The sequence below is a fragment of the Mesorhizobium sp. M1E.F.Ca.ET.045.02.1.1 genome, assembly GCF_003952485.1.
Classification (GTDB): domain Bacteria; phylum Pseudomonadota; class Alphaproteobacteria; order Rhizobiales; family Rhizobiaceae; genus Mesorhizobium.
The window spans coordinates 6932507-6955751 of sequence record NZ_CP034447.1; the positions used below are offsets into that span (position 1 = coordinate 6932507).

Annotated in this window: 24 protein-coding genes and 1 riboswitch; of the genes, 9 read left to right on the forward strand and 15 right to left on the reverse strand. The window is 64.5% G+C overall.

Going from position 1 to position 23245, the window contains the following annotated elements:
- The first annotated feature begins 183 nt into the window (after positions 1 to 183).
- From EJ070_RS33985 to EJ070_RS34005, 5 genes are all read left to right on the forward strand, one after another.
- Complete coding sequence (locus EJ070_RS33985; protein WP_126095237.1) at positions 184 to 726, forward strand: invasion associated locus B family protein; 543 nt, start codon at positions 184 to 186, stop codon at positions 724 to 726.
- A 124-nt stretch (positions 727 to 850) separates the two neighbouring features.
- Positions 851 to 2263, forward strand: a complete 1413-nt coding sequence (gene tldD / locus EJ070_RS33990; protein ID WP_126095238.1) for a metalloprotease TldD — start codon at positions 851 to 853, stop codon at positions 2261 to 2263.
- Positions 2264 to 2340: 77 nt separating this feature from the next.
- Positions 2341 to 2616 carry an AbrB/MazE/SpoVT family DNA-binding domain-containing protein gene (locus tag EJ070_RS33995; RefSeq protein ID WP_126095239.1) on the forward strand — a complete coding sequence of 92 codons (276 nt, stop codon included), beginning with the start codon at positions 2341 to 2343 and terminating at the stop codon, positions 2614 to 2616.
- Positions 2603 to 2992: a type II toxin-antitoxin system VapC family toxin gene (locus tag EJ070_RS34000; RefSeq protein WP_126096026.1), complete on the forward strand. Its 390-nt coding sequence runs from the start codon at positions 2603 to 2605 to the stop codon at positions 2990 to 2992. The genes EJ070_RS33995 and EJ070_RS34000 overlap by 14 nt, the downstream gene beginning before the upstream one ends.
- Positions 2993 to 3106: 114 nt before the next feature.
- Positions 3107 to 3772, forward strand: coding sequence for a transglutaminase-like cysteine peptidase (locus EJ070_RS34005; RefSeq protein ID WP_189350244.1), 666 nt, complete (start codon positions 3107 to 3109; stop codon positions 3770 to 3772).
- A 135-nt stretch (positions 3773 to 3907) separates the two neighbouring features.
- Here EJ070_RS34005 and EJ070_RS34010 read toward each other — a convergent pair whose 3' ends face one another.
- The 3 genes from EJ070_RS34010 to EJ070_RS34020 all read right to left on the reverse strand — a co-directional run bounded on the left by EJ070_RS34010 (position 3908) and on the right by EJ070_RS34020 (position 8769).
- Positions 3908 to 6589 carry a caspase domain-containing protein gene (locus tag EJ070_RS34010; RefSeq protein WP_126095240.1) on the reverse strand — a complete coding sequence of 894 codons (2682 nt, stop codon included), beginning with the start codon at positions 6587 to 6589 and terminating at the stop codon, positions 3908 to 3910.
- A 168-nt stretch (positions 6590 to 6757) separates the two neighbouring features.
- A complete protein-coding gene (locus EJ070_RS34015) occupies positions 6758 to 7999 on the reverse strand; it encodes a class I SAM-dependent RNA methyltransferase (protein WP_126095241.1) in 1242 nt (413 codons plus the stop codon).
- Entirely contained in the window at positions 7996 to 8769 is a 774-nt protein-coding gene (locus EJ070_RS34020; protein ID WP_126095242.1) for a TlyA family RNA methyltransferase, read from the reverse strand. The genes EJ070_RS34015 and EJ070_RS34020 overlap by 4 nt, the downstream gene beginning before the upstream one ends.
- Before the next feature lie 104 nt (positions 8770 to 8873).
- On the opposite strand from EJ070_RS34020, the gene EJ070_RS34025 reads away from it, so the two are divergent.
- Positions 8874 to 9275 carry a GFA family protein gene (locus tag EJ070_RS34025; protein WP_126095243.1) on the forward strand — a complete coding sequence of 134 codons (402 nt, stop codon included), beginning with the start codon at positions 8874 to 8876 and terminating at the stop codon, positions 9273 to 9275.
- On the opposite strand, the gene EJ070_RS34030 is transcribed toward EJ070_RS34025, so the two are convergent.
- The 6 genes from EJ070_RS34030 to EJ070_RS34055 form a co-directional block, all read right to left on the reverse strand.
- Complete coding sequence (locus EJ070_RS34030; RefSeq protein ID WP_126095244.1) at positions 9272 to 9556, reverse strand: hypothetical protein; 285 nt, start codon at positions 9554 to 9556, stop codon at positions 9272 to 9274. The two genes, EJ070_RS34025 and EJ070_RS34030, sit on opposite strands and share 4 nt — an antisense overlap.
- 208 nt (positions 9557 to 9764) lie before the next feature.
- Positions 9765 to 11678, reverse strand: coding sequence for a 1-deoxy-D-xylulose-5-phosphate synthase (dxs, locus tag EJ070_RS34035; protein WP_126095245.1), 1914 nt, complete (start codon positions 11676 to 11678; stop codon positions 9765 to 9767).
- Positions 11679 to 11957: 279 nt separating this feature from the next.
- Positions 11958 to 12878, reverse strand: a complete 921-nt coding sequence (locus EJ070_RS34040; protein WP_126095246.1) for a pirin family protein — start codon at positions 12876 to 12878, stop codon at positions 11958 to 11960.
- Positions 12879 to 12886: 8 nt separating this feature from the next.
- Positions 12887 to 13153 carry a DUF2277 domain-containing protein gene (locus EJ070_RS34045; protein WP_126095247.1) on the reverse strand — a complete coding sequence of 89 codons (267 nt, stop codon included), beginning with the start codon at positions 13151 to 13153 and terminating at the stop codon, positions 12887 to 12889.
- Between the two features lie 23 nt (positions 13154 to 13176).
- Positions 13177 to 13428, reverse strand: a complete 252-nt coding sequence (locus tag EJ070_RS34050; RefSeq protein ID WP_126095248.1) for an exodeoxyribonuclease VII small subunit — start codon at positions 13426 to 13428, stop codon at positions 13177 to 13179.
- Between the two features lie 3 nt (positions 13429 to 13431).
- Entirely contained in the window at positions 13432 to 14358 is a 927-nt protein-coding gene (locus EJ070_RS34055) for a histone deacetylase family protein (RefSeq protein WP_126095249.1), read from the reverse strand.
- 115 nt (positions 14359 to 14473) lie between these two features.
- A riboswitch (cobalamin riboswitch) is annotated at positions 14474 to 14652 on the forward strand.
- A gap of 40 nt (positions 14653 to 14692) precedes the next feature.
- Here EJ070_RS34055 and bluB point away from each other — a divergent pair.
- Positions 14693 to 15424 (forward strand): 5,6-dimethylbenzimidazole synthase, encoded by a 732-nt coding sequence (gene bluB, locus EJ070_RS34060; protein WP_126095250.1) that lies wholly within the window; start codon positions 14693 to 14695, stop codon positions 15422 to 15424.
- A gap of 32 nt (positions 15425 to 15456) precedes the next feature.
- Here bluB and EJ070_RS34065 read toward each other — a convergent pair whose 3' ends face one another.
- Both EJ070_RS34065 and EJ070_RS34070 read right to left on the reverse strand, forming a co-directional pair.
- Positions 15457 to 16437 (reverse strand): hypothetical protein, encoded by a 981-nt coding sequence (locus EJ070_RS34065; RefSeq protein ID WP_126095251.1) that lies wholly within the window; start codon positions 16435 to 16437, stop codon positions 15457 to 15459.
- Positions 16438 to 16671: 234 nt separating this feature from the next.
- A complete protein-coding gene (locus EJ070_RS34070; protein ID WP_126095252.1) occupies positions 16672 to 17265 on the reverse strand; it encodes a TetR/AcrR family transcriptional regulator in 594 nt (197 codons plus the stop codon).
- Between the two features lie 121 nt (positions 17266 to 17386).
- Between EJ070_RS34070 and EJ070_RS34075 the strand changes: the two genes are divergently transcribed.
- Positions 17387 to 18607: an MFS transporter gene (locus EJ070_RS34075; protein WP_126095253.1), complete on the forward strand. Its 1221-nt coding sequence runs from the start codon at positions 17387 to 17389 to the stop codon at positions 18605 to 18607.
- A gap of 339 nt (positions 18608 to 18946) precedes the next feature.
- Here EJ070_RS34075 and ribB read toward each other — a convergent pair whose 3' ends face one another.
- Together ribB and aroC are read right to left on the reverse strand one after the other, a co-directional pair.
- Positions 18947 to 20047, reverse strand: a complete 1101-nt coding sequence (gene ribB / locus EJ070_RS34080) for a 3,4-dihydroxy-2-butanone-4-phosphate synthase (RefSeq protein WP_126095254.1) — start codon at positions 20045 to 20047, stop codon at positions 18947 to 18949.
- Between the two features lie 91 nt (positions 20048 to 20138).
- The gene (gene aroC, locus EJ070_RS34085; protein WP_126095255.1) at positions 20139 to 21254 is read right to left on the reverse strand and encodes a chorismate synthase; all 1116 of its coding nucleotides are present in this window, start codon (positions 21252 to 21254) and stop codon (positions 20139 to 20141) included.
- Positions 21255 to 21465: 211 nt separating this feature from the next.
- Here aroC and EJ070_RS34090 point away from each other — a divergent pair, with 211 nt between their 5' ends.
- Complete coding sequence (locus tag EJ070_RS34090; RefSeq protein ID WP_126095256.1) at positions 21466 to 21726, forward strand: DUF1344 domain-containing protein; 261 nt, start codon at positions 21466 to 21468, stop codon at positions 21724 to 21726.
- A 45-nt stretch (positions 21727 to 21771) separates the two neighbouring features.
- Here the strand turns inward: EJ070_RS34090 and EJ070_RS34095 are convergent, their stop codons facing one another.
- Positions 21772 to 22359, reverse strand: a complete 588-nt coding sequence (locus EJ070_RS34095; protein WP_126095257.1) for a histidine phosphatase family protein — start codon at positions 22357 to 22359, stop codon at positions 21772 to 21774.
- 51 nt (positions 22360 to 22410) lie between these two features.
- Positions 22411 to 23229, reverse strand: coding sequence for an enoyl-ACP reductase FabI (gene fabI, locus EJ070_RS34100; protein WP_126095258.1), 819 nt, complete (start codon positions 23227 to 23229; stop codon positions 22411 to 22413).
- Positions 23230 to 23245: the final 16 nt, after the last annotated feature.

The window sequence follows — 23245 nt, forward strand, 5'->3', positions numbered from 1 at the left end:
TTTTGCGCGCAACCCGAGGGGCATCCTCGGCCATCGCCGCGCCGCGCGCCGGACGGTCGCAATTCGGGCGAATTTGCTCTGGAAAAGCGCGTAATTGCCGGTATCGGGACGGGCCGGCGACGGTCTCGTCCTTTACTTGGCCTTGGCGCGGCTTAAAGTGCCGTGATTCGCAATGGAGCCGTCATGACTTCCTGGCTTTCGAGACCCCTGACGAAGGTCGTCTTCCTTGCCGCCTTGCTTGGCGCCAGCCTGACCGGCGCGGCCAACGCCGCGGCACCTCAGACCGCCGCGCCGCCGAGCGGCACGGTCAAGTCGACGCATGGCGCGTGGTCAATCATTTGCGACACGCCGGCCGGCGCGACTTCCGAGCAATGCGTGATGATGCAGAACGTCGTCGCCGAGGACCGTCCGGAAATGGGGCTTTCGGTGGTCGTGCTGCGCACGGCTGACAACAAGGCCGAGATTCTGCGGGTGCTGGCGCCACTCGGCGTGCTCTTGCCTAACGGGCTTGGCCTCAATGTCGACGGCAAGGATATCGGCCGCGCCTATTTCGTGCGCTGCTTCCAGGACGGCTGCTATGCCGAGGTGATCCTGGAGAAGCCGCTGCTCGACACGCTGAAGACCGGCACGTCGGCCACCTTCATCGTCTTCCAGACGCCCGAGGAAGGCATCGGCATTCCGGTCGATCTCAAGGGGTTCGCCGAAGGCTTCGCCGCCCTGCCCTGAGCCGTGGCGGCGGTTGCCCGCGACCCGCGGCGATGACGATCCCGTGTGAACGCCGCCGATTGTCTTGACCTGTCTTCGCCCCTACATCGGGGAGATGACGAAACCGCCAGCGGACAGCCCTGCCATGAACAGCCTGATCGGCCAATTCGACATTTCCGACGATCGCGTCAAAGAGATCGTCGCCGACACGATCAAAGGCGCCGACGACGGCGAGCTTTTCCTCGAATACAGCGAGAGCGAAGCGCTGATGTTCGACAACGGCCGGCTGAAGACGGCCAATTTCAACACCGACCAGGGTTTCGGCTTACGCGCCGTCGCGGGCGAGGCCAGCGGCTATGCCCACTCAAGCGATCTTTCCGAAGTCTCGCTGCTGCGCGCGGCCGACGCCGTCTCGGCGGTCAAGGGCGGCTATTCCGGAACACTCGCCGCTGCGCCTGCCCGTACCAACCGCCACCTCTATGGCGACGAGAACCCCATCCCCTCGCCTTCCTTCGAGGCCAAGGCGAAGCTTTTGCAGGAGATCGACGCCTGGCTGCGCGCCGCCGATCCTCGCGTGCGCCAAGTGACTGCCTCGCTCGCCGCCTCCTGGCAGCATGTCGAGATCATGCGCGGCGACGGCCAGATGGTGCGAGACATCCGCCCGCTGGTCAGGGTCAACGTCTCGGTGGTGGTCGGCGATGGCGATCGCCAGGAGAGCGGCTCCTACGGCATGGGCGGCCGCAAGAGTTTTGGCGAGTTCCTGACCGAGGAAAGCTGGAAGCATGCCGCAAGCGAGGCGCTCAGGCAGGCGCTGGTCAATCTCGAGGCGGTTCCGGCGCCCGCCGGCACCTTCGATATCGTGCTTTCCAGCGGCTGGCCGGGCGTGATGCTGCACGAGGCGGTCGGCCACGGGCTGGAAGGCGACTTCAACCGCAAGAAGACGTCGGCCTTTGCCGGCCTGATGGGCCAGCAGGTTGCGGCAAAGGGTGTCACCGTGGTCGATGACGGCACGATCGCCGAGCGGCGCGGCTCGCTGACCGTCGACGACGAAGGCACGCCTTCGGCGCGCAACGTGCTGATCGAAGACGGCATACTGGTCGGCTACATGCAGGACCGCCAGAACGCCCGCCTGATGGGCATGAAGGCGACCGGCAACGGCCGGCGCGAGGGCTATGCGCATCAGCCGATGCCGCGCATGACCAACACCTACATGACCTCGGGCGACACGCCGCCGGAAGAGATCATCGCCTCGGTCAAGAACGGCATCTATGCCGTCTCCTTCGGCGGCGGCCAGGTCGACATCACGTCGGGCAAATTCGTGTTCGGCTGCACCGAGGCCTACATGATCGAGAACGGCAAGGTGACGCAGCCGATCAAGGGCGCGATGCTGATCGGCAACGGCCCCGACGCCATGCACCGCGTCAGCATGATCGGCAACGACATGAAGCTCGACAACGGCATCGGCATGTGCGGCAAGGCCGGACAGGGCGTGCCGGTCGGCGTCGGCCAGCCGCATCTGAGGATGAACCAGATGACGGTGGGCGGCACAAGGGTTTGAGGACGCCCAATCCGGCAGGCTTGAACAGCACCCGCAGCTAGAGTATCTTACCTTTATCTTACACACGGTAAGCTACGATGGCTGGCGCCGAAAAACTCATAACCACCGTCTCGACCAAGGGACAAGTGATCCTCCCCAGCGCGATCCGGAAACGGAGGGACTGGGGCGCCGGCACGCGTCTGCAGGTCGAAGACACACCCGAGGGTGTTCTTCTGAAACCAGCGCCGGCCTTTACCCCGACGCGGCCGGAAGACGTGTTTGGTGTGCTGCCGCACAGCGGCAAGCCGAAGACACTGGAAGAGATGGACGCGAGCGTCCTTGCTGAAGCGCGGCGGCGCCATGCTCGCGATTGATACCAACCTTGTCGTCAGATACCTGACGAACGACCATCCCGAACAGTCCCCGCGATCCCGGCGGCTGATCGATGGTCAAGCTGTGTTTGTCGCCGTCACCGTGATCCTGGAGGCTGAGTGGGTGCTGCGCAGCGCCTATGGCTACGGCCAGGCCGAAGTCGTCAGGGCGCTGCGGGCGTTCGGCGGGCTTTCCACAGTGGAGATGGAAGAGGCCGCGCTTGTCTCCTCCGCGCTTGACCTGGCTGAGGCAGGGATGGACTTCGCGGATGCGCTGCATCTCGGCAAGTCTGCGCATTGCTCGGGGTTTGCGACCTTCGACCGCAAACTCATCAAAGCTGCTCGGGCTGCGGGGCATAGTGGCGTGCAAGAGGCGTAGCTACCCGCCGGATGCGAACACGATCGTGTTAGCAAATTATTAAATGTTCAATTGCTTGGGCCGCCGTTTCCGCATTAACTTGGCAGCAATCTTCTCGTTGCGGTGGTGTTGGCAGTGCAGCGTTCCCTTGGCGTCCTGACCTCTTCTTTCCTGCTTGGCCTTTTCTCGTTGATCGGCGCGGCATCGCTGTGCGTCGACACAGCGGCGGCGCAGTCGACCTTGTTCAAGCGGCCATCGACGCAGCCCTCCGCGGACGGGGTTCGCTCCGTCTCGGTTGGAGGGCGCACCAGCGTTCCCTACGGCTGGCTCGATTTCTGCCATCGCAGGCCGAAAGAGTGCAAGGTGCCTGCCCTGCAGGCCGCGAACGTCAAGCTGACCGCGCAGAACATGCGCACCCTCAAGCGCATAAACCAGAAGGCGAACCGCGCCATCAAGCCCGTCAGCAACTACGATCACTGGGGCACGATGATGGACCACTGGGACTATCCGGTGGATGGCAAGGGCGACTGCAAGATCTACGCGCTCTACAAGCGCAAGCTTCTCCTGGAGGCGGGATTTCCGCGGCAAGCGCTGCTGATGACGGTGGTGCGCGACCTGAACAATGGAGGGCACACCATCCTGACGGTGAAGACCGACAAGGGCGATCTCGTCCTCGACAATCTGGTCGACGAAGTCCGGCCCTGGAACGCGACCGGCTATTATTTCCTGAAGCGTCAGTCGCAGCAGAACCCGAATATCTGGGTGTCGATCAACCAGCGCGGCGGCACGCCGAAGACCTGACGAATGCCGCCAGGCTCGTAGGCTGAGCGGCCCGCATAGCCTGGAGCGGACCAGCCTTTACGGGTCTGTCCACAGATACCCCTGCCTTACCAATTCATGGGCCGGAAGTCCGGCCCATGAATAGCTGCTCGACGCCTATTGCTGGCAAGCCGGTTCGTCCGGCTGTCCGCAAGACCGCTTCTTCTTGAACTGCGGCTGCGGCTGCTCCTGCGGGACACGCCGCTCTTGCATCTGCGGTCTCGGCTCAGCGCGGAATTCCGGCTTCGGCTCCGATCTCTGCGGCCGGAGCATCTGCTCGCTCGGCCTTTCCTGCCTGAACTGGCGCTGCGCATTCTCGTTCGGCCTGTTGACCTTGAAGTTGCGCTGGACGTCGACCCCCGCGCCGCCGGAACCTTCTTCGTTCTGCAGCCTGCGGAACTTCCTGCTCCGGTCGTTCCCGCCGGCCGAGCCCTGATTTTCGTCGGAGAACACGGACGGATTGTTCCTCCTTAGCCGCTTCTGAATGCTCGGCCCGTTGTCGGCCGGCTCACCGTTGACGGTCGGCAGCCTGCGGAACTTCCTGTTCTTCACGTTCCCGTCGACCGAGCCCTGGCTCTGGTCGAAGAACATGTCCGGATTGTTCCTCCTAAGCCGCTTCTGCACGCTCGGCCCGTTGTCGGCCGGCTCGCCGTTGACGGTCGGCAGTCTGCGGAACTTCCTGCTCTTATTGTCGCGGTTGGCCGAGCCCTGATCGCCCGGTTCGACAATGGACTGGCCGGCGGACAAATCCCTGCGCGTCAGCTTCTTGGGTTTGCCGGACGGTATGTTCGGATTGTTCTTCCCGAATCTCTGCTGGGCGCTCTGGCCATTGTCGGCCGGCATGCCGTTGACGGTGGGCAGCCTGCGCAATTTCTTGCCCTTCTGCTGACCGCTGCCCTGCTCTCCGGTCGCGGCGCCGGGATTTCCCGTCGCCTCCTGGTTGCCGCCTACAATGCCTTGCTTGCCGAACTGCTTCCTGGACTTGTTGCCTGGCAAATTCCGGCCGTCGAGCACCGGTTTGCCGTTGACGAGCGGCAGCGTTTTGCCATCGGCTCCCGGCAAGGCGTGGTCGGTTGAGAGCTTGCGGGTTGTGGAGGGGACCTCCGACTGCGGAGTCGTGGCACCAGGCTGCTGACCCTGGATAGCGCGCTGGCCGGGCTTCAGCGGCAAGCCGCTCTGCTCCTGATTGAACTGGGCGCGACCGGTCGCGGCCGCCCTCTTTTTCAGCACCGGCGGTAGCGCGACCCTGGCCGCCAGCGCCGCACCGGTGCCGACGGCAGCTCCAGTCATTTTCTGGCGAGTGGTGAGGCCGCCCTCGGCATTGCCGCTTGGCTGTACGGCCTGATTGGTGATCTCGTTGTTGATCACCGTGTTATTTATGACCGTCGCGTTGTGGATGTTGTTGAAGATGATGTTGTCCCGCGGCGGCACGATGTCATGCGGCGGCCTGACCCATACGGGCACGGGCACGAAGACCGGCACCGGCAAAACAAAGACCTCGACCGGCGGCCGCGGCGGCGGCAGCACGATGAAATCCGGCGGCGGTGGCGGCAGGAAGATGATTGTGACCGGCGGCGGCGGTTCGAAGTCGAAATCGGGGTCGTCGAAATAGAGCACCGGGCGATCGACATAGACGATCTCCTCCGGCGGTGGCGGTGGCACATCGTAGATGATAACGGTGAAGCTCAGCGGCGGCTCGAGCTCGGCATCGAAATGTCTCAGCCGGCGCCGCGCGTCCCAGGCATGCGGCCCGTGCGGATAGCGCTCGAGGTAGGACCAGTAGGCTTCCGGCGTGTCCTGCATCCAGGTCTCACGCCAGGTGATCGCCTCCCGCCGCGCGGCGATGATGGCGCGCACCCGCTTGGCCATCGGATCGTGCGGATAAGCGACCAGGAAATCCTGGTAGCCGCGCAGCGTGTCGCGGTCGAGCGCCGCGACATAGGCGTCGCGGGCATCAAAGTCGCGAATTTCCCTTGTCCGGTTGGCTTGGGATTCGGCCTCGGAAACCTTGGGTGCCGGCGCATCCGGCGCGCGGTCGAAGAAGACGAAGGGCGCGCTGATCTTCGAGGCGTCCCAAGGCACCTCGGCGCCTTCCGTCACCTCGTTGACGCGCAGGCGCGTGCGGTCGAACACATCCTCGAGCGGCAGGCCGCCCTCGCGCATCATCTCGGCCAGCGCCTGGGCATAGGCGCCGTAAGGTCCCTTGCCCTCCGGCGCGACGGTACCCGGCGCGGCATTGAAGGCAATCAGCATGTTCGGGTCGGGATCGACCAGCGCGAGGCCGCCGGCCAGCGGCTGTTTCGTCTGCGGGAAGGCATTCGGCCGCGCCGCGTCGAGCACCACGATGTTGACCTTCGTCGGCAGCGCGGCAAGCGGCCGGGTGAGGTCGGAGACCCGAATGGCCTGGATCGGCACATCGGCGGGATTGGCGATGTTGGCGTCGACCGGCAGGAAATAGTTCTCGCCTTCGAACTGGGCGCCGTGGCCGGCAAGGTAGACGAAAACGACCGCGTCGGGGCCGGCGGCCGAAACCTTGGCAAGGAAATCGCGGAAGGCGCCGCGCAGCGATTCCTGGTCGACATCGCGCGCCCCGACCACGTCGAACCCGGCCGCTTGCAAGGTCTGTCCGATCAGCCCGGCGTCATTCGCCGGGATCGCCAGTTCGCCTGACGAATACGCGGCATTGCCGATGACGAAGGCGAGGCGTTTTTGCTCTTGCGCAAGCACTCCCGTCGCGGACGCGACGGTTAACACGACAAGAACGACGATGAGGCCGATAAATTTCTGAAGCGTTTGCATCGCAATGCGCCGTCCGTTGTCCGCCATCCGTTCGGAACATTAACGCCGGGGAGGCAGGAATGTTTCCCTACAGCGCGAAATTAAGGCCCCGCAAAAAGGCGGCTTTAGGGCGCAATTTCGTCGAAAGAACAGAGGCTTCACAAAACGTCCTGCGGACCCGGTTGTGGACTACCGGCGTCGTCTCGGCTTCTCCAGCAGCGCGACCGCCTCGACATGCGGCGACCACAGGAACTGGTCGATCGGCGTCACGCTCCTCAACTGATAGCCGCCGTCGAGGAGGATGCGCAGGTCCCGCGCCAGCGTCACCGGATTGCAGGACACGGCAGCGACAAGCGGCACGTCCGAGCGGGCGATCTGCTTCGACTGGTCCTCGGCGCCGGCGCGCGGCGGGTCGAAGACGAGTCCGTCGAAGCCGTTCAGTTCCTTGAAGGTCAGCGGCCGGCGGAAGAGGTCGCGGCGCTCGCTGGTCACCCGCTTCAGGCCGCTGGCGAAGCGGAAGGCGCGGTCGAGCGCCGCAAGCGCCGGCGCGTCGCCCTCCACGGCATGAACCTCGGACCTAGCCGCGAGCCTGAGCGCGAAGCTGCCGCAGCCGGCGAAGAGGTCGGCGACCTTTTTGGCCCGCGACAGATGCTGGCCGACGAGACCAGCCATCGTCTGCTCGGCTGCCTCCGTCGCCTGCAGGAAGGCGCCGGACGGCACGGCGACGGCGACCGGCCCGAATTGCACCACCGGCTTTTTCGGCTCGACGATGACCTCGCCGTCGACGGAAAGCCTCGCCAAACCCTCGGCCATCACGAAATTGGAGGCGATGCGGCGCTGGTTCTCGCCGAGCGTGCCGGCATCCTGGACGGCGACGTCCAGTCCGGACGCGGTGACGGTGACCGTCATGTGGAAGGCTTTGGGTGTGGCGCAAACCAGATCGGCCAGCCTCCGCAAGCGATCGAGCGACGCAACGACCACCGGCAGCGAGATCGGGCATTCCTCGATCGGGATGATTTCGGAGGAATGTGCGCGCACGAAGCCGAGCAGCATGCCGGCCTCGCTACGCCTTGCGCTGAAGACAACGCGGCGGCGGGTCTGCGGCGAGCAAGGCACCAGCGCGTCGATCTCGCCGGCGATGCCCTTGGCCTTCAGCGCCTGCACTACCCGCTCGCGCTTCCACTGGCGATAGGCCCCGGCCTCGAAATGCTGCAGCGCGCAGCCGCCGCATTCGGTGAAATGGCGGCAGGCCGGATCGACCCGGAGCGGCGAGGCCTCCAGAACCGACATAAGCGTCGCGCGGTCCTTTTGGCGTGCCGCGGTGACCGTCTCGCCCGGCAGCGTGAACGGGATGAACACCTCGCCTCCATCGGCGCCGGCGATGCCGTCGCCCTGAGCGCCAAGCCTGGTGATGGTGAAGCGCGCGCTCATTTCGATCCCGCATCCTTGATCGCGGCGAGCAGGAACTCGCGATTGCCGTCGCCGCCTTCGATCGGCGACGGATGCAGCCCAAGCACGCGCCAGCCCGGTATGCCGGAAAGCCAGTCGCGCAGACTTGCGGCAATGCGTTCGGCATCGCTTGGATCCCTGAGCAGCCCGCCCTTGCCGATCGCCTCGCGGCCGGCCTCGAACTGCGGCTTGACCAGAAGCAGCGCCCTAGCGCCCTCGCCCGCCAACGCAAGCGCCGGCGGCAGCGCCAGTTTCAGAGAAATGAAGCTGACATCGCAGACCAGGAAATCCGGGATACGGCCGCCGAGATCGGCAGTCGTCAAATCGCGGGCGTTCAGCCCCTCGATCATCATCACGCGCGAATCTCCGGCAATATCGGGATGCATCTGGCCATGGCCGACATCGATCGCCGTGACATGGGCGGCGCCGCGTTCGAGCAGCACCTGAGTGAAGCCGCCGGTCGAGGCGCCTATATCGAGCGCCTCGCTCCCCGAAGGATCGAGCCCGAAACGGTCGAGGCCGGCAATCAGCTTCAGCGCCGCGCGCGACACATAGGCCTGCGCCGGATCGTCGATGGCGACGCGGCAGTCCGGCGCGACGGACTGTCCGGGCTTGCGGGCAGCGCTGCCGTCAACGCTGACCGTGCCGCGCTCGATCGCGTCGCGGGCGCGCGAACGGCTGGCGAACAGGCCGCGCCCGACGAGCAGTTCGTCGAGCCGGAGGCGCGCGCCGGCTGGCAAAGGAGAGTTCATTGGCCTTCATTGGCGAAAGCCGGACGCGAAGGCAATGGGAGCCTGTTGAATATGGCGCGCGGCGCGGCAGAATGCGGGCCTTCATCCAACCTGAGGAGGAGGCAATGCTCAAGGGAACCTGCCATTGCGGCGCCGCGCACTGGACCCTGGAAGGCGATCCGGGATCGATCACGGCCTGCAATTGCACGCTTTGCCGCCGCTACGGCACGCTCTGGGCCTACGATTATGCCGACGAGCGCATCCACATCACAGGTCCGATGCGTTCCTATACGCGCGCCGAAGTGGCCGAACCCGCGCTCGAGATATTGTTCTGTCCGAAATGTGCCTGCGTACTTGCCTGGCGCGGCTTGCGGTCCAGTTCGAGCGGCCGTACGCGCATCGCCGTCAATGTCAGGCTGGCGCCGCCGGAGGCCGTCGCCGATCTGCCGATCAACCATTTCGACGGTCTCGACACGTTCGACGATCTGCCACGCGACAGCCGCTGCGTGCGCGATATGTGGTTTTAGAAGACCGTCTGCGAGACCGGGCGCTCGACGGCCGGCATCAGGCCGTCATTGTTGGAGGCCTGCTTGCGCGGCTCGACCGGAGCGGGCGCAGCCGGCGCCGCTTCCGGCAGCACAACCAGTTGAGCGACCTGCTTATAGGAGAAACCGCCCCGGATATCGCCCATCTTGCCGGCAACGATCTCGACCACCGCTTTCTCGAGGTTGCGATCGTAACGCGTTTCGGCTGCCGCCGGCGCGGCCATGGCCATCGCAAGGGCCATGCCACTTAGGAACGATTTCATTGTTCTTATCCCCGCCTAAGGACCAAGGTCTTAGCAGGGCGCCGTTGAAAATCGACCAAAAGACAGGGTAACCGAACCGCCAAACGGAAGCGTTAACAATGAGTTACGATTTCTGGTTTAACGCAATTCCGGACGCAAAACCGCCGTGCACTTTCGCTGGGATTGCTTCCAAAGCCGGCAAACAGATTCAGCGCGTTGAGAATTAGATTCAGGCGCGCTGCGCCTGCACGCCGTGGCCGAGCGCGGCAAAGACCGTGCCCACGATGCCGGCCGCGTCGAGGCCCGCGTCGGCATACATTTTTTCCGGCTTGGCGTGATCGGTGAACTCGTCGGGCAAGATCAGCGGGCGGACCTTGAGGCCATTTTCCAGCAGGCCTTCATGGGCGAGGAAATGCAGCACATGGCTGGCGAAGCCGCCGACAGCGCCCTCCTCCACCGTCACCAGAACCTCATGCGAGCGCGCGAGGCGGCGGATGAGATCCTCGTCCAGCGGCTTGGCGAAGCGGGCGTCGGCAACGGTGGTGGAGAGGCCGGCCGCGCCGAGCTCCTCCGCTGCCATCAGGCAATCCTGCAGCCGCGTGCCGAAGGAAAGCAGCGCCACCTTGGTCCCTTCCTTCAGGATCCGTCCCTTGCCGATTTCGAGCACCGAGCCGCGCTCCGGCATGTCGACGCCGACGCCGTTGCCGCGCGGATAGCGGAAAGCGATCGGGCCGCCGTCATAAGAAGCGGCGGTGCGCACCATATGGCGCAGTTCCGCTTCGTCGGCGGCGGCCATGACGACGAAGCCGGGCAGAGAAGCCAGGAAGGTCGTGTCGAAGGCGCCGCAATGGGTGGCGCCGTCGGCGCCGACGAAGCCGGCGCGGTCGATCGGGAAGCGCACCGGCAGTTTCTGGATCGCCACGTCATGCACGACCTGGTCGTAGGCGCGCTGCAGGAAGGTTGAATAGATGGCAGCGAAGGGCTTGTAGCCCTCGGTGGCCAAGCCGGCGGCGAAGGTCACCGCATGCTGCTCGGCGATGCCGACATCGAAGGTTCTGGCCGGGAACACCTCGCCGAAGAGGTCGAGGCCGGTGCCGCTCGGCATGGCGGCGGTGATCGCCACGATGCGGTCGTCCTCGCGGGCCTCCTGGATCAGGCTTTCGGCGAAGACCTTGGTGTAGCTCGGCGCGTTGGCCGGCGCCTTGGCCTGCGCGCCGGTGATGACGTCGAACTTGTTGACGCCGTGATATTTGTCGGCGGCGGCTTCCGCCGGCGCGTAGCCCTTGCCCTTCTGGGTCACGACATGGATCAGCACCGGGCCGTCGGCATTGTCGCGAACATTCTTCAGCACCGGGATCAGATGCTCCAGATTGTGTCCGTCGATCGGGCCGATGTGGAAAAATCCCATCTCCTCGAACAGCGTGCCGCCGGTGACGTAACCGCGCGCGTGCTCGACCGCCCGGGTGATGGCACTGTCGGCGCGCTTGCCGAAATAGGAGGTCAGCTTCTTGCCGAAATCGCGCAGGCCGAGATAGGTCTTGCCGGAGGCGAGCCTCGCCAGATAGGCGCTCATCGCGCCGGTCGGCGGCGCGATCGACATGTCGTTGTCGTTGAGGATGACGATCAGACGGGCGTCGAGCGCGCCGGCGTTGTTCATCGCCTCATAGGCCATGCCGGCCGACATCGCTCCGTCGCCAATCACCGCGATGACATTGTTGCGGCCGCCCGACAGATCGCGGCCCATGGCCATGCCGAGACCGGCGGAAATCGAGGTCGAGGAGTGTGCGGCGCCGAAGGGGTCGTATTCGCTCTCGGCTCGCCGCGTAAAGCCGGAGAGGCCACCCTCCTGGCGCAGCGTGCGGATGCGGTCGCGGCGGCCGGTCAGGATCTTGTGCGGATAAGCCTGGTGGCCGACATCCCAGATCAGCCGGTCTTCCGGCGTGTTGAAGACATAGTGCAGCGCGACCGTCAGCTCGACCACGCCAAGGCCGGCGCCGAGATGGCCGCCGGTGTGCGAAACGGCGTCGATCAGTTCGGCGCGCAGCTCGGTCGCCAGCTGCGGCAGCTCGCTTTCGTCGAGCGCCCGCAAATCCGCAGGGATGCGGACCTTGTCGAGAAGTGGCGTATCGGGCTTCGGGTTCACTCTTTGGCGGCCTGCTGAGATCTTTGGGAGCGGTTAACCGTTTCACGGGACCGCTCTGTCTTTTCTGTTTCACGCAATTCCGGACGGAAAACCGCTTCACACTTTTCCTGGAATTGCTCCCTGTTCCACGCAATTCCGGACGGAAAACCGTTTCACATTTTTCCTGGAATTGCTCCAACTTTCACAAATATGCGCCTTGATCATGCGCGAAATATGCCGCTGGCGAGCGAATGTAAATGCGTGTCAGTGACGCGGTTGGCGCAGGATGTCCATCCAGTTCTAACCTTCCGGCAACGGGATGAATTCTTCCTCATCGCCAGGAACGATATCGAAGCGGCCTGTCTTCCATTCTTCCTTGGCCTGCTCGATGCGTTCTTTCGAGGACGAAACGAAATTCCACCATATATAACGCTTGGAGCCCAGCGACGCTCCGCCGAACAGCATGAAATGCGCGCCCCGTTCGGACGAAACGACGATCTCCTCGCCCGGTTTGAACACCAGAAGCCGCTCCGCCGGAAAATGATCGCCGGCAATCGAGACCTCGCCCTCCAGCGTATAGATGGCGCGTTCCTCGGCATCGGCGGGGATTTTCACGCTGGCGCCCGCCGCCAGCCGCAGATCGGCATAAAGCGTGTCCGATGCGGTCGCGACCGGCGAGCGCAGCCCGGAAAATTCGCCGATGACGACGCGGCCGCTGACGCCTTCGGCGTCGATCTCGGGCAGGCGGATCACCGATGTGTTGGCGAAGACCGGGGCGATCTCCTCCTTGCCGTCGGGCAAGGCGAGCCAGGTCTGCAAGCCGGAGACCGACATCGGCGCGCCGCGCAGCTCTTCCGGCGTGCGCTCGGAGTGGACGATGCCGCGGCCGGCGGTCATCAGGTTCACATCGCCTGGCGCGATCACCATTTCGGTGCCGAGCGAGTCGCGGTGCCGGATCTTGCCGTCGAACAGATAGGTGACGGTGGAAAGCCCGATATGCGGATGCGGGCGCACGTCGATCGCATGGCCGGCGCGCAGGATGGCCGGCCCCATGCGGTCGAAGAAGATGAACGGTCCGACCAGCCTGCGTTTTGCGGTCGGCAAGGCGCGGCGGACCTCGAAGCCGCCGATGTCCTTGGCGTTGGGGATCACCATCAATTCGATCTGGTCGCAGGCGAAGGCGTCGCCGGCCTCGGGATCGTTGCCTGGAAAGAAGCTCATGGCAGGTCTCAGGCGAAGCGGAGCGCGGATCTGGCTTTCGCCTTGGCCGCCTCTTCCTCGCGATTGCGCGGATGCTGGGTGGTTTCCATCGAATCGAGCAGTTCGCGCGCCGCGGCGGCAATCGCCTCGACGGCATGGTGGAAGGCGTGCTCGTTGCGCTTGGAGGGCTTGGTCGAGCCGCTCAGCTTGCGCACGAACTGCAGGGCTGCATCATGGACCTCGTCGTCGGTTGCCGGCGGTTCGAAGTTGAACAGGGTCTTGATGTTTCGGCACATGCTTGAACTCCTTGCAACACACCTTACTCGGCGTCGAGCGGCTCCGTTCCAACCGGCTTGCCGTCGCGCGAAAGCCTGATCTTCTCGACTTTGTCCTCGGCCGCCTTGAGCAACCGGTCGCAATGCGCCTTCAGCGCCTCGCCGCGCTCGTAGATCCGGATGGACTGGTCGAGCGGGACGTCGCCGCGCTCCAGATCATCGACGATCTTCTCCAGCGCGTCGAGCGCCTGTTCGAAGCTCATCGTTTTGACGTCTTGGTTAGCTTCATCAGCCATCATTTATCCTTTCATCAGCCGCCCGACATGGGCGGCGACCGAAAATGCCAGTCCCTGCAGATCGTAGCCGCCCTCCAGCAGGCTGACGAGCCGGTTGCCGCTATGGCGCCCGGCGCGCTCCATCAACTGGCCGGTTGCCCAATCGAAATCGTCCTCGGTCAGGTTGATCTCGGCGAGCGGATCGCGATGGTGCGCATCGAAGCCGGCGGAAATGATGATCAGGTCCGGCGCGAACGCGTCGATCGACGGCAGCACGCGCGAAAGGAAGGCGTCGCGGAACAGCTCGCTGCCGGTGCGGGGTGCCAGCGGCGCGTTGACGATGTTGCCGGCGCCGGTTTCGCTTTTCGCGCCGGTGCCCGGATAGAGCGGCATCTGGTGCGTCGAGCAATAAAGCACCGACGGATCGTCCCAGAAGATGTCCTGCGTGCCGTTGCCGTGGTGGACGTCCCAATCGACGATGGCGACGCGCTCGGCCTGATGCTTCTTCTGTGCATGACGGGCGGCGATCGCCGCGGTGTTGAACAGGCAAAAGCCCATCGCGGTGGTCTTTTCGGCGTGGTGGCCGGGCGGGCGCGCGGCGACGAAGGCATTGGCGGCGCGGCCTTCGAAGACATCGTCTATCGCCGCGTTGGCGGCACCGATCGCCGTCACCGCGGCCTGCCAGCTCTTCGGGCTGGCGCTGGTGTCGGCGTCGATGGAGACGATACCGCTTGCGGGAATGGCCGCGCGGATGCGGGCAACAAAATCTTCCGGATGCGCGTAGAGGATGGTCGCCTCGTCGCCTTCCGGCGCCTTGACGCGGTCGAGAGCCGAAAAAGCCTCGTCATCCAGCACGCGCTCGATGGCGCGCAAACGGTCCGGCCTTTCAGGGTGGCCGGGCGGCGTGAGGTGTTCCAAGAATACCGGATGGGTGTAGAGACGGGTGGTCATGGCGCCTAATCTAGGCACGCGTGGCCCGGATGACCATGTTTGATGGCCGAATGGCTGGGGAAAATTGCGCCCGATAGTGTCGCTGGCGGCATTGGCGCGGCCTCTGCTTCGCGATAAGGTCGGACTGCTGCCTGGTGCCCGCGAGGCGGGAGAATCGGGAACACGGTTGAACTCCGTGGCGTGCCCAACGCTGTGAGGGGGACCGCGCCGGCAAAAGCCACTGTCCTAGACGGGAAGGCGCCGGACGTGGGTCGATCCCGAGCCAGAAGACCGGCCCGGCAGACATGGTCTTCCGCATGGTCAGGCGGAGGACTGCTGTCGCAAGGGACAAGCGATGCAGGCACAAGCGGCCGCCATGGGCGGCGATGACTTTGACCAATTGGCGCGCGATGCCGTCTATCGGGCGATGTTCACCCGGCGCGACGTGCGCAGCCATTTCGTTGCCGACGGTATCGACGATGCCGTTCTGGCGCGGCTGCTGACGGCCGCCCATCACGCGCCGTCGGTCGGCTACATGCAGCCCTGGAATTTCATCGTTATCCGCGATGTGACAAGGCGGCGGCAGGTGCGCGACCTGTTCCTTGCCGCGCGCGAGCAGGAATTGCCGGCGATCGAGGCGGAGCGGCAGGCCCTCTACCGCAAGCTGAAGCTCGAGGGCATCTGCGAAAGCGCGCTCAATCTCTGCATCACCTGCGACCGGCAGCGTTCAAGGAACTCGCCGCTCGGGCGCTGGCACAACCCGGAAATGGACCTCTACAGCACCGTCTGCGCGGTGCAGAACTTCTGGCTGGCGGCGCGGGCGGAAGGTGTCGGCGTCGGCTGGGTGAGCATCATCGAAACGGAAGCGCTGAAGCGGCTCCTGTCGATCCCCGAGCACGTCACGCCGGTTGCCTATCTCTGCGTCGGCCGTGTTTCGGAATTCGCGCCGAGGCCGGACCTCGAGGCGCATGGCTGGGGCAAGCGCCTGCCGCTGGCCGAGCTGGTGATGAGCGAGACCTTTTGCGGCGCCGGCGAGGCGCCGCTCAAGTCGGCGATTGCCCGCCTCGGAGAGCAGCCGAAGCCGTGATCGGGCTGCCGTCGTGATCAAGGGGCTGCCGATCAAGCAGCCCGGGGCGAATCCCAGCGCGAGCCGCCGAAGGAGCCGAGCGCCTTGTCGCGAAGCTCTCTGAATTTCGATGACGCTTCGGCCAGCCGCTGATCCCATTCCGGGTTCGGAACCTGGCCTTCGATGGCGTCGAAATAGACCTGCATCAGCGAGACGATGGCGAAGGGTTCGATGAAGGCCGCCTTGAAGGCCCAGGCAAAGACGATTGCCAGCACGAAGGCCCAGCCGGCAAGCTGGCCCGGCATGACCCACAGGATCGCGCCTGCCGGCGCCAGCATCAAAAGAAAGATGACGAAGGACACGCCCCACATGATCACCGCCAGCCAGACGGCGTTCTTGACCATGTGCTTGCCGTTCTGCGCGTAGAGCACGACGCCTTGCCTGGCGGTTTCGAACGGAGAGTTCGAATTGATGCGGATGTTGTAGCCGAGGATGATCTCGTCGACATAGGTCAGCGACAGGCGGATGACGGTGTTGATGAAGCTGACGAGGCCGTTCAAGCCCGGAATGGGCAAGAACGCCGCGATGCCGCCGATCAGGCCGGTGATGGCGCGGATGGCGCCCTTCACCAATTGGTCGACGACGAAAAGAATGTTGGCCTCGGCGAAGCGCTGGGTCACCACTTCCTTCGCATAGGCGATCTGGCGCTGGCCGTCGGGGACGTCGTGGCCATCGATCAGGTGGACCATGACGGCGATGTGACCGGCCTTGAGCACATAGAGGATATATTCGCGGATCCAGTAGACGGCGATCGAGACGACGCCGAAGCCGACAACCCCGCCCCACAAGGCAAAGGACATCGGTCCATCGGGATCGGTGGAGATGTGGCCGACACCGTAGCCGACGCTGGCGCCGGTGCCGGTCGCCATGATGTAGGCCAACGTGATGCCGAAATAGACGATCATGCGAAAGACGATGAACGGCCATGTCCGCATCATGATGGACACCGACCGGCCGATGCTGAAGTCCCACATGGCCCCGACTCTCCCGCCTCGCGCATGACCCCGAAAATCGGAATCGATTTTCGGAAAGGATCATGCGGCATAGTCAAAGTGTTACAGCGTCCTTTGCGCGTTCGAAGAACGCGCGGCGCTGTAAGAGAATGGTCGAGGAGGATGCGCTCGCGCCTGTCATTGTCAATTGCGACGGCGCCGCGCCAGTCCCAAAACCGGTGCACAAACCGGCGATATCCTTACCCGATCGTGCAGTCAGGGCTTTTTGCGCAGTCCTTCCAGTAGCTGCTTGAACGCCGCTATCGCCTTCTTCGACGTCGCCTCGGGGTCGTTCGAATTGGCAATGCGTTGCGAGGCCTGGCTGCTGGCGCCGTTGATCAGCCGCGCGGCGGTCTCGGGGTCGAGATCGGGCACGACGACGCCCTCTTCCTGCAGTCTCGTCAGATGATCCGTCATCGACGCGGTGCAGGCATTGGCGTTCGACCACTGCGCCGGATCGCCCAGCACCGCCGGGCCGTCGCGGAACATGATGCGCTGGATTTCCGGCTCCAACGCCATCTCGATATAGGTGGTGCATTCGTCGACGAAGCGCTGCCAGCGGGTCGGCGCTCTCGCCGCCACCTCGTTCACCCGCGCAGCCATCTCGCCGTCGATCTCGGCGATCACCGCCTGCAGCAGTCCCCTCTTGTCGCCGAAATGGTGGTAGAGCGCGCCGCGCGTCAGGCCCGCTGAAGCGGTGAAATCGTCCATCGAGGCCTCGGCATAGCCGATCGTGCCGAAGGCATGGCGCGCGGCCGCGATCAGCTTGGCGCGCGTCTCGGCGATCATCTCCTTGCGGGGTCTGTGCACGGTTTCTGGCTCTATTCACATACGTCTCGTATGCCGATTGACATACGCGACGTATGAACTATCTGACATTCATACGCTGCGTATGTAATTGCGGCGCCCTTCCTTGTCGAGGAGCAGGACCATGCGAAACCCCTATTCGGAAATCTTTCGGGCTCCCGGAACGAAAGGCTTCGCCGCGGCCGCCTTCATGGCGCGGCTGCCGATCGCCATGGCGCCGATCGGCATCGTGGCGATGCTGTCGCAGACGCATGGCGAATACTGGCTGGCCGGCGCCGTCTCGGCCACTTACGCGCTGGTCAACGCTTTCCTGTCGCCGCAGATCTCGCGGCTGGTGGACCGGCTCGGCCAGACCAGCATAGCCGTCCCGACGACGCTCGTTTCGGCGCTTTCCTTCGCGGCCTTGATCGCGGCGGCCAATCAGCACTGGCCGGTATGGACCCTGTTCTTGTCCGCGCTGCTTGCCGCCTTGATGCCGAGCATTCCGGCGCTGGTCAGGGCGCGCTGGACCGAGATTTTCCGCAACCGGCCCGAGCTCAACACCGCCTTCGCCTTCGAATCGGCGGCGGACGAGCTGGTCTACGTCGCCGGCGCCTCGCTGTCGGTGGGCTTGAGCGCCGCGCTGTTCCCGGAAGCGGGCATGGTCGCCAGCACGTTGCTGCTCGCTCTCGGCTCGGCGGCATTCCTGCTGCAGCGCTCGACGGAGCCGCCGGTGCGACCGGCGGAACAGGCGGCGACCGGCTCCGCGATCCGCTTGCGGCCGGTCCAGATCATCACCTTCGCGCTGATCTTCGTCGGCGCGACCTTCGCCACCACGGAAGTCACCACCGTCGCCATCACCAAGGCGCTCGGCCAGCCCGAGGCGGCGAGCCTGGTCATCGGCGTCTATGCGCTGGGATCCTTCGTGCTCGGCATCATTGTCGGAGCGCTCAGCCTGAAGACGCCGCTGCAGCGGCAACTGGCGGTCGCGGTCACCGTGATCGCGCTCACCACGCTGCCGCTGCTTTTCGTCGACACCGTGCCGACGCTGGCGCTCGCCGTCTTCGTCAGCGGCGTGGCGATCTCGCCGACCTTCATCACTGCCTTCGGGTTGATCGAGCGCCATGTGCCGGCGGCAATGCTCACTGAAGGCGTCACCTGGGTGACGACCGGGATCGGCATCGGCATGGCGCTGGGCTCCTTCGCCGCCGGCTGGATGGTCGACACGTTTGAACCGCAGAACGGGTTCTGGGTGTCCGTAGCGGCAGGCTCGATCGCCTTGGCCACCGTGCTCGCCGGCCAATGCCGGCTGGCGACGGACGAGTGCGACGTGGACAGGGGCGAAGCGGTAATGCCGGCGGAGTGACAAGAAGAAGCGTTCCGGCCGTGCAACGATTATCGAAGACGTTGGAAGTTACGCGACATCGTCATCCACGGGCGGAGCAAGGAGCGAAGCGTCGCGCGAAGACCCGAGGATCCATTCCGTGACTTCTAAGCGTTGCGACGGTTCGGAATTCTGCTCCGCTGCGCTCTACGATCAAGGTAACGGAATGGATCCTCGGGTCTGCGCTCCGCTTCGCGTCGCTCCGCCCGTGGATGACGACGTCGCGGAGGCTCCGGTCAATCGCCTACGTCGCGGAGGCTTCAGTCAGCCAGCAACGCCGGCGAGCTGCCTGGAGGAACTTCCGGCGCGTCCCCCGACAGCCTAAAGGATTTCCGTCTTGGCGATATGGATGCCAAAACCTTCGAGGCCGACATAGTGGCGCTCGCGCGAGGCGATCAGGTTGATCGAGGAGATGCCGAGATCCTTCAGGATCTGAGCGCCGAGACCGATCTCGCGCCACTCGTTCTCGCGCCGGCGCGCTTCCTCATGATCCTCGCGCTCACCGCTCGCTGGCCGCTTGCGCTCCTGGTGGGCGACGCCGACCGAGCCCTCGCGCAGATAAACGATGACGCCGCGCCTGCGCTCGCCCATCGCCTTCATGATGCCTTCCAGACGATGGCTGGTGCCGAAGACGTCGGTAACGACATCCTCGGAATGGAGGCGCACCGGCACCTCCTCGCCGTCGCGGATGTCGCCAAAGACGACCGCGACGTGATGCATGGAATCCCAGGGCAGCGTGTAGGTGAAGACCTGCGCCTTGCCGCCGGGCGTGTCGATGTCGGAGCAGGCGACGCGCTCGACCAGCGTTTCCTTGCGCTGCCGGTAGGCGATGAGATCGGCGACCGAAACCTGCTTCAGGCCATGTTCTTTGGCGAAAGCCTGAACCTCGGGCCCGCGCTTGACGGTGCCGTCGTCGTTGACCAGCTCGGAAATGACGCCGACCGGCGGCAGGCCGGCGAGCTTGCAGAGATCGACAGCGGCTTCCGTATGGCCCGAGCGCATCAAGACGCCGCCTTCGCGCGCGATGAGAGGGAAGATGTGACCTGGACGGACGAAGTCTGAGGCGCCGACATTGCCGTTGGCGAGATTGCGCACTGTGAGCGTGCGGTCGTCGGCGGAAATGCCGGTCGTGGTGCCGTGCTTGAAGTCGACACTGACGGTGAATGCCGTGGTGTGGGCCGAATCATTGTCGGCCACCATCGGCGCGAGGTTGAGCCTCCTCGCCTCCTCGCGCGGCATCGGCGTGCAGACGATGCCGGAGGTGTTGCGGACGATAAAGGCCATCTTTTCCGGCGTGCAGTGCACGGCGGCGACGATCAGGTCGCCCTCGTTCTCGCGTCCGTCATCGTCCATGACGACGACGATCTCGCCGCGCTCGAAAGCACGGATCGCTTCGACGATCTTCTTCTGGTCGTAAGGCATAGGTGCTCGCTTCGCTCGCAGGGAATAGGAATTAGGCAATGGGCAGTAGGGAAGGAAAAAGGCTGTGTCGGGCTGGCCTACTGCCTACTGCCTACTCCCTACTGCCTACTCCCTTCCCTGTTTGTCCTCTATGCCGCAGATAATGATCCGCGATCGCGCAGGCAACCATGGCCTCGCCGATCGGCACGGCGCGGATGCCGACGCAGGGGTCGTGGCGGCCCTTGGTCATGACATCGACGTCCCTGCCGTCCTTGTCGATCGACTTGCGCGGGGTCAGGATCGAGGAGGTCGGCTTGACGGCGAAGCGGGCGACGATCGCCTGCCCGGTCGAGATGCCGCCGAGGATGCCGCCGGCATTGTTGGAGAGGAACACCGGCTTGCCGTCATTGCCGATGCGCATCTCGTCGGCGTTCTGCTCGCCGGTGATGCGGGCGGCCTCGAAGCCGTTGCCGATCTCGACGCCCTTGACGGCGTTGATCGACATCAGGCCCGAGGCGATGTCCTGGTCGAGCTTGGCGTAGATCGGCGCGCCGAGGCCAGCAGGCACGCCTTCGGCGACGATCTCAATCACCGCGCCGACCGAGGACCCGGCCTTGCGGATGCCGTCGAGATAGGCGGCGAAGACGGGGACCGAGGCCGGATCCGGCGTGAAGAAAGGGTTTTCGGCATCACCGACGAAATTCCAGTTCCAGTTGGCGCGGTCGATCGATTTTTCACCCATCGACACCAGGGCGCCGCGCACCACCATGCCCGGCACCACCTTGCGGGCGAGCGCGCCGGCCGCCACCCGGGCAGCGGTCTCACGCGCCGAGGAACGGCCGCCGCCGCGATGATCGCGCAATCCGTATTTGACCTCATAGGTATAGTCGGCATGGCCCGGCCGGTACTGGCGGGCGATCTCGCCGTAATCCTTGGAGCGCTGGTCGACATTCTCGATCAACATCGACACCGGCGTGCCGGTGGTGATCATCGTCTCGCCGTCCTCGTCGAGGATGAAGCCGGAGAGGATCTTCACCTCGTCCGGCTCGCGGCGCTGAGTGACGAAACGCGACTGGCCCGGGCGGCGCCGGTCGAGCTCGGCCTGGATATCCTCGCGCTTGAAACGGATGCCCGGCGGGCAGCCGTCGACAACGCAGCCGAGCGCGGCGCCATGGCTCTCACCCCAGGTGGTGACGCGGAAAAGATGGCCGAAGGTGTTGTGCGACATGGAAAAACGCCCTGCCCGGCGGCGGAGCCGGTTCGCCGGTTCAAGGGTGCCTTCTATTGGCGTTTTCCACAGCGGTCAAACGATGATCGGATGCATCAATCTGTGATCTAGCCGATTTAGTTTTGACACATTCGGTTGGTTTCTGCTCTCTTCCATCCGCCGTTGAGGACCCGCCGCTGACCAGCCGGCGCAATGACCAAAGAGGACGACGATGCGTACCCTGATTGGCGCTGTTGGCGCCATGCTCATGATTTCAACCGCCGCGTTCGCCGGGCAGACCGAAGGCCTGATCAAGAAGGTCGACAAGGACACGCTGACGCTGACGCTGGACGACGGCAAGTCCTACAAGCTCAACGCCGAGACCGATCTCGATGCGCTGAAGCCCGGCATGGACATCGTCATCGCCTTTGACGTGACGAACGGCGAGAATATCGTGACCGATATGCAACTGCCGGACAGCGACCAGAACTAAATTCAGGTGAGGCCGGCCCGATCTGAATTCGCCGCGCCGTAAGCTCTACAACCACTCCAAGCTGCGGCCCTCCAGCCGGAGCAGGCGATCCTGCTGGATATCCAGGCGGGCCGCGTCCTTCTTGGACATGCCTTCGACGAAGCGGAACAGGCACCGCATGACGCCGCCATGGGTGACGCATACCGTCTGCCGGTCAAGCGCGTCAAACCACGGCTTTATCCGTTCGAGTAGCATTTCGTAGCTTTCCGCGCCCTCACCCGGCGGCTGGAAATCCCATTTGTCGAAACGGCGACGGTGCGTCGAGCCGGGAAGCCTCGCTTCGAGTTCGGCAAAGGTGAAACCCTGCCAATCGCCGAAGCTCAATTCCACAAGGCGCGGATCGGTGCGGTAAGCGAACGGATCGAGTCCCATCGCCGCGCGCATCAGCTCCATCGTCTCACGCGTGCGGCGCATCGGGCTGGCGACGAAGTCGAACTCCGCGGGATTGGTTACGAATTCAGCCAGCCGGCGACCGTTTCGGGTCGCCTGCGCGCGGCCGAACGCGTTGATGTCGGTGTCCGCCTGCCCCTGCAGCCGACCCTCGGCATTCCACTGCGTCTGGCCGTGGCGTGCGATGTAGACGAGCGGATACATCAGGTCTTCCGAGGTCGGGCCAGGGCCTGGTGGAAGGGTAGGCGGAGAGATCTAATCCTTGACGGTCGAGATATCCGGCGCGTCGACCGCTTTCATGCCGACGACGTGGTAGCCGGAATCGACATGGTGAACCTCGCCGGTTACGCCGCGCGACAGGTCCGACAGGAAATAGACGGCGGAATCGCCGACTTCTTCCTGCGTCACCGTCTGCTTCAGCGGGGCGTTGTACTCGTTCCACTTCAGGATATAGCGGAAGTCGCCGATACCGGAGGCGGCCAGCGTCTTGATCGGGCCGGCCGAAATCGCGTTGACGCGGATTTTCTTGGCGCCGAGGTCGACGGCGAGATAGCGCACACTGGCTTCAAGCGCCGCCTTGGCCACACCCATGACGTTGTAGTGCGGCATCACCTTCTCGGCGCCGTAGTAGGTCAGCGTCAAAAGCGAACCGCCCTCGCTCATCAGCGGCTCTGCGCGCTTGGCGATGGTGGTGAAGGAAAACACCGAAATGTCCATGGTGCGCAGGAAATTGTCGCGCGTCGTCTCGACATAACGGCCGGTGAGCTCGTCCTTGTCGGAAAAAGCGATGGCATGGACGAGGAAATCCAGCTTGCCCCAATGCTTGGCGATGTCGGCAAAGACGGCGTCGAGGCTTTCCGGGTCGGTGACGTCGCAATGGCCGGCGACATGCGCATTGAGTTCCGCCGCCAGCGGCTCGACGCGCTTCTTGAAGGCCTCGCCCTGATAGGTCAGCGCGATTTCGGCGCCGTGATCGACGCAGGCCTTGGCGATGCCGAAAGCGATCGACCGATTGTTCGCGACGCCGAGAATAAGGCCCCGCTTACCTGCCATCAGGCCCTGTCCACCCGCCATGTGCGCGTTCTCCGCA

Coding starts and splice junctions, on each gene's coding strand:
- EJ070_RS33985 (WP_126095237.1), top strand. CDS start 184: ATGACTTCCTGGCTTTCGAGACCCCTGACGAAGGTCGTCTTCCTTGCC.
- tldD (WP_126095238.1), top strand. CDS start 851: ATGAACAGCCTGATCGGCCAATTCGACATTTCCGACGATCGCGTCAAA.
- EJ070_RS33995 (WP_126095239.1), top strand. CDS start 2,341: ATGGCTGGCGCCGAAAAACTCATAACCACCGTCTCGACCAAGGGACAA.
- EJ070_RS34000 (WP_126096026.1), top strand. CDS start 2,603: ATGCTCGCGATTGATACCAACCTTGTCGTCAGATACCTGACGAACGAC.
- EJ070_RS34010 (WP_126095240.1), bottom strand. CDS start 6,589: ATGCAAACGCTTCAGAAATTTATCGGCCTCATCGTCGTTCTTGTCGTG.
- EJ070_RS34015 (WP_126095241.1), bottom strand. CDS start 7,999: ATGAGCGCGCGCTTCACCATCACCAGGCTTGGCGCTCAGGGCGACGGC.
- EJ070_RS34020 (WP_126095242.1), bottom strand. CDS start 8,769: ATGAACTCTCCTTTGCCAGCCGGCGCGCGCCTCCGGCTCGACGAACTG.
- EJ070_RS34025 (WP_126095243.1), top strand. CDS start 8,874: ATGCTCAAGGGAACCTGCCATTGCGGCGCCGCGCACTGGACCCTGGAA.
- EJ070_RS34030 (WP_126095244.1), bottom strand. CDS start 9,556: ATGAAATCGTTCCTAAGTGGCATGGCCCTTGCGATGGCCATGGCCGCG.
- EJ070_RS34040 (WP_126095246.1), bottom strand. CDS start 12,878: ATGAGCTTCTTTCCAGGCAACGATCCCGAGGCCGGCGACGCCTTCGCC.
- EJ070_RS34045 (WP_126095247.1), bottom strand. CDS start 13,153: ATGTGCCGAAACATCAAGACCCTGTTCAACTTCGAACCGCCGGCAACC.
- EJ070_RS34050 (WP_126095248.1), bottom strand. CDS start 13,428: ATGGCTGATGAAGCTAACCAAGACGTCAAAACGATGAGCTTCGAACAG.
- EJ070_RS34055 (WP_126095249.1), bottom strand. CDS start 14,358: ATGACCACCCGTCTCTACACCCATCCGGTATTCTTGGAACACCTCACG.
- bluB (WP_126095250.1), top strand. CDS start 14,693: ATGCAGGCACAAGCGGCCGCCATGGGCGGCGATGACTTTGACCAATTG.
- EJ070_RS34065 (WP_126095251.1), bottom strand. CDS start 16,437: ATGTGGGACTTCAGCATCGGCCGGTCGGTGTCCATCATGATGCGGACA.
- EJ070_RS34075 (WP_126095253.1), top strand. CDS start 17,387: ATGCGAAACCCCTATTCGGAAATCTTTCGGGCTCCCGGAACGAAAGGC.
- ribB (WP_126095254.1), bottom strand. CDS start 20,047: ATGCCTTACGACCAGAAGAAGATCGTCGAAGCGATCCGTGCTTTCGAG.
- aroC (WP_126095255.1), bottom strand. CDS start 21,254: ATGTCGCACAACACCTTCGGCCATCTTTTCCGCGTCACCACCTGGGGT.
- EJ070_RS34090 (WP_126095256.1), top strand. CDS start 21,466: ATGCGTACCCTGATTGGCGCTGTTGGCGCCATGCTCATGATTTCAACC.
- EJ070_RS34095 (WP_126095257.1), bottom strand. CDS start 22,359: ATGTATCCGCTCGTCTACATCGCACGCCACGGCCAGACGCAGTGGAAT.
- fabI (WP_126095258.1), bottom strand. CDS start 23,229: ATGGCGGGTGGACAGGGCCTGATGGCAGGTAAGCGGGGCCTTATTCTC.